Here is a 13,124-nt window from a genome sequence, read left to right as displayed (position 1 = left end):
TCTTCCAACTTTCTATACTTTTAAAAGGAGTGTACGCATGATGCGAAAATCAGGGTTATTCTTCATTCTATGTATGCTCTTACTAACTAGTTTTCCAATAGGGACTGCATTAGGGGCTGTAACAACTTCATTTACACCTGTAATCAATGCTTCTCAAGTGGCTATCGGTGACAAAGTGTTCATTACAATTAAGGGTCAACAGGTAACCGATTTGTATGGTTACGAAGTTACTTTAACGTATGATGCAGATCGGCTGGAATTCAATCAAGGTCAATCCAATGGCGCATTTGCCGGCTATAAAATCATTAAAAATGCTGGTAATCAAATCATATTTGCTTACACGAAAGTCGGAAATATGGTGGGGGAAAATGGAGATCTAAGTATCTGTACCTTTGCGTTCAAGGCTAAGCAGAGCGGACAAGCTAACGTAACTTTACAACAAGTGACGACAGTTACTTCACAATCTCAACCTATGGTTTGGCAAGTAAACGAGCAAGTCTCTGTTAAGATTGGCTCAGATGGAAGTCCTGGACCTGCAACGAATCCAGGAGGCGGAATAGGAGTCCCTACAACACCACCGGCGCAAGAAGATTCTAATCATTATGTGCCAAAAGAGGTTGAGCTTCGAATTGAGACTGCACAGGATGGTCGTTCCTCTGTGACTGCTGTTATTGAAAGTAAACAACTAACTCAAAAATTATTACATCTCCAAACAACTATTGAGGGTCATGTTCTTTATATTGAAATTCCTGGGGAATACGCTTGGAATGCCGTACAATTGCCACTTCATATCCTGTACGACAGTATGAAAGCAAATAAGGGGATCGTTTTGAAAATTCGAAGCCATTTAGGCTCTTATGACCTCCCACTCTCCATTCTGGACCGTGAGGATGTCGCAAGTGCATTGAATGACGAAGGTGCAACGCTGATTGTTCGTATAGATAAGGCAGGAATTCAGGATGAAGAGCGTTTAAGGCAATCCGTAGTGGAAAAAGGTCTCCAGCTAGTCAGTAATGTTATCAATTATGAAGTGATTCTAAAGTCCAAAGACAAAGAAGAAGAAATTCATAACTTTGGCAACCGTTTTGTTACACGTGTGTTAACCGTAAATGATGTCATTCAAAATCCAACTGCTGCTACTGCGGTTGTGTATGATCCGATTACTGGAGAAATGAGATCTGTACCATCTGTATTCAATGTGAAGAACGGCAAAACCGAGGTTAATGTCATCCGAAACACGAACAGCATGTATGCCATTGTTCAAAACAAGAAGACCTTTGAGGATATGAGCGGGCACTGGGCGAAAGAAGATTTAGAAAGTCTAGCTGCCAAAATGATTATCAACGGAATAACAGACCGAACATACTTACCGGACCTACAAGTCACAAGGGCACAGTTCGCAGCAATGCTTGTAAGAGCTCTTGGGCTTGAGGTGGCTACTGCATCTCAACTATTTACGGATGTGGCTGCCACGGAGTGGTATGCGCCGGAAGTGGCCACAGCTGCCAAATATGGCTTAGTTCAAGGAGTTGGCGAAAACAAATTCAACCCTGATCGCCCCATTACCAGAGAACAAATGGTCGTTATGATAATGAATGCGGTAAAACTGGTTAAGGGTACTACGTCAACAGAAGTATCCAATTATATGATGCCATTCTCAGACCAAAATCAGTTCTCCGACTATGCCCGCAGTGCAGTGGCGGAAGCCGCTAAAGATGGGTGGGTTCATGGAAAGACGGAAACAACATTTGCTCCTCAAGAAGCAGCGACTCGCGCTGAAGCAGCGGTTCTGATTAAACAAGCCATGCAACATATGAAGTTGTTGAATTAGTAGAGTTTGTTAGACAGACCCCGATGTTACTCGGCATCGGGGATTTTTATTTCATAAGACAGTAACTTTGTTACTGCTAGTAGTTAAATTTGTTCCTTATACTGAATGCGACTTCCAACTATGATTGGTGTGTACGAGCCATTCTTCATTTCCTTTGACATGCATAATCATGAAAGCGATTACAAATTTTGGAAATAAAGTTTATTGGAGAATTAAGAAAGGAGTTGAGGATAAGAGTTTCGTTGTTCCGCAAAAAACAGTAGAGGAGTCGATATTTAATATGGGTATGATTAAAAAGCTAGTATTCCAATGTTTGTTGTTTACTTGCGTATATTTTTCTTTTGCAGCGGTTAGTTTTGCAGCCGACGTGCCTGTGGGTACTTACTATGTTGATTCAACGAATGGAAATGATGCCATTAAATTTGTAAGGCAATACTAAACATTAATAAGAGGCTGTCTCGAAAGTCGCAAGTCCTAGAGGCAGCCCCTTTAAATTCTGCGGGGTGTTAACTTTGAAAAAGAAAATAATTGCCCTAGGTTTAATTGTTATCGTCGTAATGTCGCTATATTTCGCTGCAATTGTATTCAGCAATCAGGTTGAGGACGATCAAACCGTGGCGACCGTAAACGGAGAGCCCATTCAAATCCCCGAATTTATGCTCATTCTGAACAATAACTATGTGGCAAAGACCTATAACTATTTTGTAAATAAGTATGATGTGAAAGATTTTAAAGATTTCTGGTCAACGGCTTATGGCAATGAAAAACCAATCGACTATGCGCGGCAGTTGGCATTGAAGGAATGGATAAGAATAAAATCAGAACAAATTTTGATGAAACAATATGGCGTGATCAGCGATATAACTTATGACACTTTTTTGAACGAGCTGGGAAAAGAAAATAATAGGAGAAAGACCGCTGTCGAGAATAAACAGGTCATATACGGTCCAGTCGAATACAGCGATTATCAATACTTTTCTCATGAATTTACTAATGATGTGATCGAACTCAAAAAAATTCTTGCGAAGGAAACGTTTAATTTAACTGAAAACGAGTTAAAAGCTGCCTATGAGCATTCAAAAGAAGAGTATTATAGAGATGCTTATGCTATTCAAGTAGAAAAAATAAGTGTGAAGAAGAGTGAACATGCCGAACAATTGATGAAAGATTTGCAAAGCCGTTTATCTCATGAAGATAGCTTTGAAAAATTAAAACTGACCAATCCAGACATTCAGATTGAAACGCAAAACTTTAATGAGACAACAGCCAAAACGGACTATGATCTCAATCCGCAATTGCTGACGGAAGCTAAAAAATTAACTGTAGGTGAGATAAGTACTATCATAGATGAAAATAATACGTTGACGATAATCAAATGTATAGAAAATAAAGAAAGAGGTTTTCAAACGTATGACAAAGTGAAGGAGCAAGTTAAGAGTCGAATCATAGATGAGAAATATGAAGTTCTGGTTCAACAAACAATCAAGGAGGCGAAAGTGAAAGTTGTTGATAAAGTTTATAATCAATTGAGCATAAAGCAGTGAGGTGTTATTAAATCTTTTGAAGTCGATACCGTTTTTGAGTAAATTCTGTTTGTTTTTGGCTAACGACTTTCAGGTTCTCTTCCATTATGCTTTAAGTATGCACCAACTACTGATAACGGAAGGGGACATGAAACATGAATGTGCAAATTGGACAACGATCTTTGGAAATGGGAGGGCCTTACCTGACTGAACTAAGGAGCTCCAACGATATTATGAAGGATACGGAAGCGTTAAGGGAACGGCTTGCGGAAGACGGCTATTTACTAATCCGCGGTTTACACGATAGAAATCAAGTGCTTTCCGCGAGAACGGAATTTCTGCAAAGCATGCAGGAGATGGGACGGCTTGACCCTGCTGCCCCGCTGGAGGAAGGTATAATCGGCGGAGAAAATAAGGGCGCCATGTGGGGGAAGAGCGCTGACGAACTGAAGGATTCGTTTCCACAGTTTCTTAACGTAGTAAACAGCTCCTCCGTCATGGATTTCTTCGAGCGTTTGTTAGGGGGGCCTGCCCTGACCTATGATTATAAATGGCCACGGGCTGTCGGCCATGGTGGAAATACAGGAGCACATTATGATATCGTTTACATGGGGAGGGGGACCAAAAACGTATATACGATGTGGACGCCATTTGGGGACACTTCGCTTGAATTGGGAACGCTAGCTTTATGTCTCGGTTCGCAGCATTTTGACAAAATTAAGCAAACCTATGGAGAGATGGACGTAGACCGTGATAACGTGGCAACCGGCTGGTTTTCCGAAGATCCGGTCGAAATCGCCGATACATTCGGCGGCCAATGGGCGACTACAACCTTCGAGGCCGGAGATGCGATTATATTCGGCATGTATATGATGCACGCTTCATTAAACAATACGACTAATCGTTACCGACTTAGTGCGGATACGCGTTATCAGCTTGCGGCGGAGCCCACGGACGAAAGATGGATGGGCAGCAAGCCAAAGGGGCATTACGCCTGGGGCAAGACACCGCCCAAAACAGTTGATCAAGCACGTAAAGAATGGGGCGTCTAACAAATCGGAGGAATGCGAACATGCAAATGAAAATGATTAAAGCTTTATGGGGAATGGATGGATCTTTGGAGGAACAGTTCGAGCGGATACACAAAGCCGGTTATAAAGGCATAGAGTCTCCATTGCCGGCGCCAGAATATGCCAATAGATTTAGGGAATTGCTGATCGAGTATCAATTGGATTACATTGCGATGGTATTCACAAATGCAGATAACCATGCGGGTTCTTTTGAGCAAAGTGTAGAGCAAGCGGCCCTGTTCAATCCGATCCTGATCAACTCGCACAGTGCGAAGGACTCGATGCCTTGGAGCGAGCAAATCGATTTCTTTACAAAAGCATTAGCCATTGAACAGCGGATCGGCCTTCCGATTGGACACGAGACTCACCGGGGACGCGCCATGTTTACCCCTTGGGGGACGGCTGAGCTGTTGAAGGAACTGCCCGATCTGCGCTTGACGGCTGATTTCAGTCATTGGTGCTGCGTGTGCGAATCACTCCTTGAGGATCAAGCTGCGAATCTTGCCGTTGTCATGGAACGGGTCATTCATATCCATGGCCGCATCGGTTATGCGCAAGGGCCTCAGGTGCCAGACCCCGCCGCTCCGGAATACGCTCAAGAGCTTCAAACCCATGAGGGCTGGTGGCGGCAAATCGCCGAGCAGCATAGGGCTAAAGGCCGGGCCGAAATCACCTTTACACCGGAATTCGGCCCGCCGGGCTATATGCATACGCTGCCGTTTACAAACCAGCCTGTCGCTGATCTGTGGGATGTTTGTCTGTGGATGGCAACACATATGAGCAAGAGGCAAGAAGAATGGTTTTCAAATTGATGGTTTAGCAATGAATTGAAGTGGGTTAAAAGCGCTCCGTATCGGGCTGTTGCTCGTATGGAGCGCTTTTGGTTCAATAAGTTATGCTTATATTCAATATATATTTATTGTTTTGCAATAAATATATATTGACTTGTAATGTTCCTGGAATTATTATAAAACTACGATGCAAGATTTATTTGCGGATATTTATTTATCAAAGATCGAAGGTGTCTTGTACGTAGACGCACTTCAGAACAAAGGAGAGCATAACGATGAAAAAGAAATATCTATTAGCGTCTTCACCCATATTAATAGGGGTCATTTGTATGATTAGTTACTTCATGATCGGTTCAGAGGTAAACCCGGATGGTATCTTGATCGAACCTTTCTTCTTAATTCCATTAAGATATCTTTTTGTTACTGGTGGTATTGTCGCATTATTGTTTGTGGCTATCAGTTCGGTGTTCCAAAGAAAAGCAAACCTAATTAAATAACAACTATGATAAGGAACATACGCTCAGAGGGAGGGCTAAGTACGTTAATAAGTGCGAGTAGTTCTTCCAGATACGCAAAAAAGACGGTTTTTTTGTACTTTAGCATTCAACAAAAACGGGGCGTCCAGCAGTCAGTTTCACTGACTTTCTGGACAGCCCCGTTGCGTTATTAATGAGCAATAATCCAGCGCTGATTGGCGTCGCCAGTATAATCCCACTGGATAGCCTGCCCGCCGTCGGATGTCGACCATCCCGACATATCCAAGTACTTGCCGCTGCCTCGGTTAATAATGTACGACGAATGACCTCTATCGACACCGGTTGGGACAATTTTCCACTCTTGGTTCAGCCCGCCATTATCCGGCCATTGAATCACATTGGCTCCATTTGATGTAGACGCTCCGCTGACATCCAATAAGTCTGCGCTATTCGCGTTTCTGATGTGATAGTATCCATTTCCTAAACTTTCCAAATACCACAATTGATCATTGGCCTCGGAACCCCAGGTAAAGGACCATTGTATAATATTCGCACCGTCCGCTTGTTTATCCCATCCACTGACTCCTAATATTTTACCGCTATTTATATTTGAAATGTGCTGAGGTAACGGATTAGCATGCGTCGTCTGAGTAAATGCAGCAGGCGCTGCGGATCCAATAAATACAAGTGCAAGAATCGCTATCAACCATTTCTTCATGAGTAACCGTTTCATAAGATAAGTTCACTCCAGTCATTTTATTTTACTAAATTGCCGACCTAACTTGTTCAAAAAATAGATTTAATGTGCCAGAAAACAGTTCATGGTACTATCGCGCTTTTTGCCTATTTCGGGTTATCGATGGTGATGTCACCTCCTATGGTGTAAAAGTTAGTAATTTTTGGAAATGCATTTACATGTTAAGTTTACTTACCTCCTTCCCCCAAAGCCATGAACATTTTTGTCATTCAGCTAAGGAATACCCCAAAAATATCAATGAAAAGAGTAATCTTTCTAGTGTAAGATGAAATTGAAATTAATTCCAAATAAAGAATTTTCAAGATGATTACATGGTTCCTGCACCAAAAAGCCTCACGATTTGTTGCCAGTCTGTTTCTAGTCGCCTGTTTATTTTCTTGCGGTCAATTTTCAAACTTAGGATTGAAATTATGTATCAAGAATTTGGAGGAAGATGATTATGAAGCATTCCATTGTTGTTCCAGTCAATCAGGATTTTAACATTCTAACTTTATTTACGGAATCCCTTGTGAAGAGCATTGCTCCTTCGTCCCAAGTCATATTTATCAACGATGGTTCCGGGCAAAAGGTTCAAGAGCTGCTGGAGCGGCTTCAGCGGGAAGCGCCTGCTGGGGTGAAGATCGAAATTATTCGCCATGAATATCCAAGAGGTTGTGCGGTTTCGATTAACGAAGCTTTGTCCATGGTCGAAGGTGACTATATTCATTTGCTTGATTCCGATATTATTCTTAATCCGAATTGGCAGGAGAAGATGGAGGCAACACTGAACAGCAGCCCGACGATTGGGATGGCCGGTGGTGTGCTGCTGTACCCGCAGACGGGAGGCATTCAGCACTGTGGCATTACGTTTGCAGATACGATTGGACGGCATTTGTTTCTGAATGCGACGCTGGAAGACATTCCGCAGGAGATATTTAATGTGCAAATGGTTATATTTGCGATGTTCGCGATGAAGCGGGAAGTATTCGAGAAAGTCGGTTATCTGGACGAGAAGTTTTTCAACGGTTATGAGGACTTTGACTATCAGATGAGGGCGAAGGTCGCCGGTTATTCAACCGTTATTAATCCGGAGATTCGTGCTTATCATTGGGAAAGAAGCAGCGGTATTCATCGAAGCTTCAATCGTAAAAACAACTTGGCGAGGTTTTGGAAAAAGTGGGGAAATGATATATATAGCGATATTTGGGATTTTACACTTTCAAATTTGAAAAGTCGGCTATCTACCAACAATTTAAAACACGGATTGGCCTTCACTGGAATTGACTTGGCTGAGGTGCGCGGCGATGCAGAGACATTCTGGGATCAACTGCGGAAGTCAGGGTTGGTGTCATTAACGGATGTGCACGATTACTCGAGCCGCTTTCAGTCCAATGGATCGATCTGGCTCCCGCAAGTGCTGGGCAAAGAGCTAATTCATTCTTCATCAAGATTGCTGTTTCTGGTTGACAATTTCACTCGGTTACTCGACAACCGATATTGGATTGAGATACGGCGCAATGCCTCATCTGAGGATTTGATCATTGATCTATATGGAAATGTCGTTATGATCAACCAAATTTACGAGAGCTGCTGGCCAGGGACGAAGGTTCGATAGTCAGGGGGTGTAAGGATGAGAGAAACCATAGAGCAAATAAATTTTACTAGGAGCTTGGAATGGCTAGAGCAAGCTGGTGCTATTATTCCCGGCGGCTGCAGCACGCTTGCCAAAAGTCCTGATCGGTTGTTTCCAGGTTATACGGCACTATGTTGTGCGGAAGCAAAGGGTTCGAGATTTACGGATTTGGATGGTCATGTTTGGTTAGATTGCGAGATGGCCATGGGGACGGTGTCCTGGGGGCATGCCCGAGATGAAGTGAATGAGGCCATTATCAGGCAGTTGGCCAAAGGAACGAGTTTCTCGACAGCGTCAGACTTGGAGCTGGAAGCGGCTAAGCTGATATTGAAGCGATTTGGCGGGCGTTACAAGTCATTGAAGTTTGCCAAGGGTGGAGCAGACGTCGTTAGTGCAGCAGTCCGTGCGGCTAGAGCCTATAGCGGCAAGTCGAAGGTTATTGCAACGGCCTATCATGGTTGGCACGATTGGTCTTCTTTCGGATATTACGGGCAAGAGGCCGCAGCGCTGGGCATACCATCTTCTATCGGTGAAACGACAAACTGGGTGAATGGCGGTTCCGAAGCCATCATGGATTTGTTGGCTTCGGAAGCTGACAATGTGGCTTGTATTGTACTGTGTCCGAATGAGTGGGAGAAGGAAGAACTGAGAATGGTTGTAGCTGATTGCAATCAGCGGAAGGTAACCGTCATTTTTGATGAAGTTACGTCGGGCATAAGAATGGGCAAGCAGGCAACGGCAGGTGAGTTCGATGTTTGGCCTGACATTCTCTGTCTGTCCAAAGGAATGGCGAATGGACTGCCACTAGCTGTCATTATGGGCGGTGATCCTTGGATAACCTTGCTGGCAGACATCAAGTTCAGCTCTGCCCATGCCAGTGAAGCGATTGCTTTCGCAGCGCTTATCGCTTGCGAGGGGTTGATGGAACAGGCGCCAGTCTGGCCGAGCTGGCGAGATAACACAGCTTCCATGATGAAGCAGTTGAAAGAACTCATGGTGTCGCTCGAATTGCATGATCTCGAGCTGCAAGGAACTTACGCAAGTTTTTGTATACGTCAGCCAAGCAAGCCTCATTTCTATCAAGATCCGTTTCGTGAGTTTTTAGTTAAACATCTGGCGGCAGATGGGATTTTCAGCAAAGGTTATTTCGTATTCTCTGATTCTCATACCAAGGATGATCTCGATTGTGTCCAGATATCGATTGAGTCTGCCTTGCGATTATGGCGCGAAGCCAATGAAGCTTTTGCGAATGATAAAAGGAGGAATGAATGATGAAGGCACTGGTATATACAGCTCCCAAAACTGTAGAACTGATGGAGATGGATCAGCCCGTAATTCAATCAGCGACACAGGTGAAAGTGAAGATTTATGGATCAGGTATTTGTGGTACGGACTTAAACGTCATCAAAGGAAAAATATTTGCGAATGCGGGAACGGTTATCGGGCATGAAGGGGTAGGCACGGTGGTTGAGGTAGGCGAGCGGGTCAGGAGCGTTAGCGTAGGCGACCGCGTTATTATTGATCCGACACAAGCATGCGGTGTCTGCCACTTTTGCCGCATGAGCCAATTTTGCTACTGTGAAAATTTTGAAGAGCATCAAGTAGGGATGACGATTCACGGCACTTTCGCGGAATATTATGTCGGAGAAGAGAAATACATGTACAAGATACCGGATACGATGAGTTGGGAAACGGCTATGCTGATTGAACCGCTCGGTTGTGTGCTCAATACGTTCCTCAAAGCAAATATTAAGCCCAGTGATTCGGTGCTTGTTCTGGGCTCTGGAGCGATTGGGTCCTTGTGCCAATTGGTCAGTAAGCGTCTAGGTCGTCTGACGGTTGGGACAGAGCCAGACGATTACCGCCGCAGTTTTGCAAGCGAGATTGCCGATCATGTGTTCCATCCTGCGGAGATGACCACCCAATCGGTCTTGGCTGTGAACCATGGTCGCAAGTTTGATATCGTCGTTGATGCAGTAGGCAATCAGTTGCATATGGCGCTTGATTACATTGGTAAAGGCGGACGGATCATCCCGATGGGCTATAACGAGCAGTATGAGGTCACCATTCGTCCTACGGACTTCATCAATAACGGTGTGAACATCATCGGGCAGGTGGCCGTTCATCAAATCGTTGGCATGGCACTTCAGTTCGCCCAAAGCATGCCTGAACTGGAACGGATGATCACGTCAAGGGTGGCGTTGGAGCAATATGAACAGGCATTCAACGAAACGATGGGCTACCATATGCGTACAGGCGAACAGCGTCCGATGAGCTCAGTGAAAACTATCTTAGTATGTTAGGGTGAACGTATGAACTTTGCAAAGTTTCGCCAGCTCCCCGACAATCCCCGGTATTCCATCTGGCTGGAGCCGTTGTGGGCGATTCCTGGCACGATTGTTTTGTTTTATGCCCCCTTATATATGAAGGGGGCAGGCTTAAGCGACATTCAAATCGGTATTCTGAACTCAGTAAATTTGTACTTCTCCTTCATGTTTCAGATGTTTGCGGGAGCTGTGACGAATAAATGGGGCAGGAAACGGACGACCCTTCTGTTCGACCTCATATCTTGGAGTATCCCGATGTTTATTTGGGCATTTTCAAACAATTTCTGGCTGTTTCTCATTGCCTATTTACTGAATGCGAGTTCCAAATTCGTCACCGTCGCGTTCAATCTATTGATTATAGAGGATGTGGATGAGAAGCAGCGTTCTCTTGTCTTTGCCATTATGAATATGATTATTATTTCGGCAGGCGTGTTGGCCCCTCTCGCAGGAGGGGTTATTCACAAATATGGCATTATGCCGACGATAAGTGTCGTTTATTTCATTGGTGGTATCAGTATGACTGTGCTGTTCGTGGTACGGAATTACTTGACCAAAGAGACTGAGGCAGGAGAAGTGATGATTCAGGCGCATAGCGATACCCATATTATCCGTGGGGTTATGCAAAGTTTTCGTTTATTCGGTCAATCGCTGCGCAATCGCCAGATGCTGCCGATTATTTTAATCACGATTATTTCAAATATCATCTTGCAGTTGAACTTTTTTCAGGTTATTTATTTGAAAGAGCAGCTTGGCTTTGGTGACAGGATGATCTCGTGGATTCCTTTCATTACAGCTGTAACGACGATACTTGTCTACAGTACAGCCATGCCTCGAGTGAAAGAACGAAATGAAGCCTCGTATGTGAAGCTGTCGTTAGCTTTTTGTGCATCAGGATCGTTGCTGTTTTTATTTATTCCTGCAGGCAGCGTGCTCATGCTCATTATTGTGACAACCGTTCTCGCGGCAGGCACTTTTTTGCTCTTAACTTTCAGGGATTCCCTTCTGATGAACAAGCTTGGGCAGTATGACAAAGCGGATTTGTATTCATCTATCCAAGTCGTCATGTCGATTGCAGCGATTCCATGGGGGTATATTTCCGGGCTCGTTTATAACTTCAAGCCTTCCTTGCTGTTTATTATTATTTTTATCGGCTATGCTAGTTTATTCGCCTTGGCTTACCCTATAGGTAAAGGAACAGGCAAGCGGGCCCAACAATCACTAACGATGGGAGAAGAGCAATGATTTCAAATTTATTTGCAGAAGAAACAAGAAAGCAACTTGAATGGTTTAATCTTCCAGAGCGTTATATGTATACCGAAGATGGCGGACTTGCGATTGAAGCGCCGCCTAAATCAGATTTTTTTCAAGATCCGGCGGGCAGGCACTTTGCCGACTCAGCACCGTTCTTGTACTGGCCAGCTGGAGATTCTTTTGAATTGACAACAAGGCTTCGTGTCGATATGCGGCATATCTATGATTCCGGTTGTTTAATGGTCATGGTGGACGAACGAAACTGGGCCAAATTGTGCTTTGAGTTCAATGGACAACATGCGATTATCGTGTCTGTCGTTACGAGGGATGGCGTATCCGATGATTGCAATTCGGAGCGTGTAGCTGTGGAGAATCCTTTCCTGCGCATTATCAAACAAAACGAATGCGTAACTTTTTCGTATTCACACGATGGCGTCAATTGGACGCTCATTCGATACTTTGGCATGCAGAACTCCAAGGCATGCCTGGCGGGAGTTGTGGCGCAGTCGCCGCAAGGGGCAGGCTGCTTGGTGGAATTCGACTATTTGGCGTTCCAAGAAGCGCATAACGAAAGCCGATTTTAAGTGAAGTCTGAACGGGGGGATGAAATGTTGAAAGCCGCTATATTTGATTTTGATGGCTTGCTGCTAGATACAGAAACGCCGTGGTATCAGGTCTTCAAAGAGGTGTACGCCCTGTATGGCTTGGAGTTGCCGATGGAGCTATGGGCGCGCCATGTCGGTTCTTCTTTAGAAGCCTTTAATCCCTACGCCTATTTGAAAGAGCATGCAAATGAGCCGATTGATCTTGTACAGATACAGTCACATTTGGAAATGAGATATGAGCAGCGAATGGAGAATGCCCAGCTGCGACCAGGAGTTTTGAAGATATTGCATAAAGCGAATGAGCGCGGTATCAAACTTGCCGTTGCTTCGAGCTCGGCACACGATTGGGTGGGCCGTTATTTGAAAGCGTTTGGGCTGATGTCGCTCTTCGATGAGGTGGTTACATCAGACGATGTGCAGAGAGTGAAGCCGGATCCTGAGTTGTATAGACTGGCGATGCGCAAATTAGGCGTAAGCGCATTTGAAACGATTGCTTTCGAAGATTCACCCAATGGCTTGAAGGCTGCCAATGCGGCAGGCATCCGGTGCATCATTGTACCCAATGAGGTCACCAAAGAACTGGAATTCCCGCAGTATGAGAGAAGACTGAATTCCCTGTTGGAATTCGATCTCGATCAGTTCATGTTCCAAAGCGGGCTGTCCGATCCGGCGTAAAAGAGGATGAAATCTCCCTACCTTGACGAATCCATATAAAGATTCGTCCGGGTTTCTTTTATTTTGCCAACAAAATTTATCAATTGAAAGCACAAAAATTATCATGTGAAAGCGTGTCCAATCTCTCTAGAATTAGGCTTACAAAGGATGATCTAAGGGAAAAACTTAGTCATTACATCATCATAGGATCAAGGAATGAGGGGTAG

The 13,124-nt window shown here is 44.3% G+C and carries 13 protein-coding genes; 12 read left to right on the top strand and 1 reads right to left on the bottom strand.

Translation table 11 applies throughout. The annotated features are described in order from the left end of the window. The first annotated feature begins 37 nt into the window (after window positions 1-37). The 6 genes from LOZ80_RS21065 to LOZ80_RS21040 all read left to right on the top strand — a co-directional run bounded on the left by LOZ80_RS21065 (window position 38) and on the right by LOZ80_RS21040 (window position 5,712). Window positions 38-1,831, top strand: a complete 1,794-nt coding sequence (locus LOZ80_RS21065) for an S-layer homology domain-containing protein (RefSeq protein ID WP_238166550.1) — start codon at window positions 38-40, stop codon at window positions 1,829-1,831. 169 nt (window positions 1,832-2,000) lie between these two features. Beyond that, window positions 2,001-2,270: a hypothetical protein gene (locus LOZ80_RS21060; RefSeq protein ID WP_238166549.1), complete on the top strand. Its 270-nt coding sequence runs from the start codon at window positions 2,001-2,003 to the stop codon at window positions 2,268-2,270. Between the two features lie 73 nt (window positions 2,271-2,343). Further along, window positions 2,344-3,375, top strand: a complete 1,032-nt coding sequence (locus tag LOZ80_RS21055; protein WP_238166548.1) for a peptidylprolyl isomerase — start codon at window positions 2,344-2,346, stop codon at window positions 3,373-3,375. Between the two features lie 134 nt (window positions 3,376-3,509). Further along, window positions 3,510-4,406, top strand: a complete 897-nt coding sequence (locus LOZ80_RS21050) for a phytanoyl-CoA dioxygenase family protein (protein ID WP_238166547.1) — start codon at window positions 3,510-3,512, stop codon at window positions 4,404-4,406. 20 nt (window positions 4,407-4,426) lie between these two features. Then, window positions 4,427-5,236, top strand: coding sequence for a sugar phosphate isomerase/epimerase family protein (locus tag LOZ80_RS21045; RefSeq protein WP_238166546.1), 810 nt, complete (start codon window positions 4,427-4,429; stop codon window positions 5,234-5,236). A 254-nt stretch (window positions 5,237-5,490) separates the two neighbouring features. Continuing rightward, the gene (locus LOZ80_RS21040; protein ID WP_238166545.1) at window positions 5,491-5,712 is read left to right on the top strand and encodes a DUF3955 domain-containing protein; all 222 of its coding nucleotides are present in this window, start codon (window positions 5,491-5,493) and stop codon (window positions 5,710-5,712) included. 169 nt (window positions 5,713-5,881) lie between these two features. Here LOZ80_RS21040 and LOZ80_RS21035 read toward each other — a convergent pair whose 3' ends face one another. Next, complete coding sequence (locus tag LOZ80_RS21035; protein WP_079409984.1) at window positions 5,882-6,424, bottom strand: RICIN domain-containing protein; 543 nt, start codon at window positions 6,422-6,424, stop codon at window positions 5,882-5,884. Window positions 6,425-6,887: 463 nt separating this feature from the next. Between LOZ80_RS21035 and LOZ80_RS21030 the strand changes: the two genes are divergently transcribed. The 6 genes from LOZ80_RS21030 to LOZ80_RS21005 are packed head-to-tail and all read left to right on the top strand — an operon-like array spanning window position 6,888 to window position 12,918. Beyond that, complete coding sequence (locus LOZ80_RS21030) at window positions 6,888-8,042, top strand: glycosyltransferase family 2 protein (RefSeq protein ID WP_238166544.1); 1,155 nt, start codon at window positions 6,888-6,890, stop codon at window positions 8,040-8,042. A 15-nt stretch (window positions 8,043-8,057) separates the two neighbouring features. Then, window positions 8,058-9,332, top strand: coding sequence for an aminotransferase class III-fold pyridoxal phosphate-dependent enzyme (locus tag LOZ80_RS21025; protein ID WP_238166543.1), 1,275 nt, complete (start codon window positions 8,058-8,060; stop codon window positions 9,330-9,332). Beyond that, window positions 9,332-10,363, top strand: a complete 1,032-nt coding sequence (locus LOZ80_RS21020; protein ID WP_238173064.1) for a zinc-dependent alcohol dehydrogenase — start codon at window positions 9,332-9,334, stop codon at window positions 10,361-10,363. The genes LOZ80_RS21025 and LOZ80_RS21020 overlap by 1 nt, the downstream gene beginning before the upstream one ends. 9 nt (window positions 10,364-10,372) lie before the next feature. Then, window positions 10,373-11,629, top strand: coding sequence for an MFS transporter (locus LOZ80_RS21015; protein WP_238166542.1), 1,257 nt, complete (start codon window positions 10,373-10,375; stop codon window positions 11,627-11,629). Then, a complete protein-coding gene (locus LOZ80_RS21010) occupies window positions 11,626-12,222 on the top strand; it encodes a DUF1349 domain-containing protein (RefSeq protein WP_238166541.1) in 597 nt (198 codons plus the stop codon). Before LOZ80_RS21015 ends, LOZ80_RS21010 begins: the two co-directional genes overlap by 4 nt. Before the next feature lie 24 nt (window positions 12,223-12,246). Next, complete coding sequence (locus LOZ80_RS21005) at window positions 12,247-12,918, top strand: HAD family hydrolase (protein ID WP_238166540.1); 672 nt, start codon at window positions 12,247-12,249, stop codon at window positions 12,916-12,918. The last annotated feature ends 206 nt before the right edge of the window (window positions 12,919-13,124 follow it).

The sequence above is a fragment of the Paenibacillus sp. HWE-109 genome (genome assembly GCF_022163125.1).
Classification (GTDB): Bacteria; Bacillota; Bacilli; order Paenibacillales; family NBRC-103111; genus Paenibacillus_E.
Note: the sequence above shows the minus strand (reverse complement) of the source record. Positions and strands in the feature narration are given on the sequence as shown.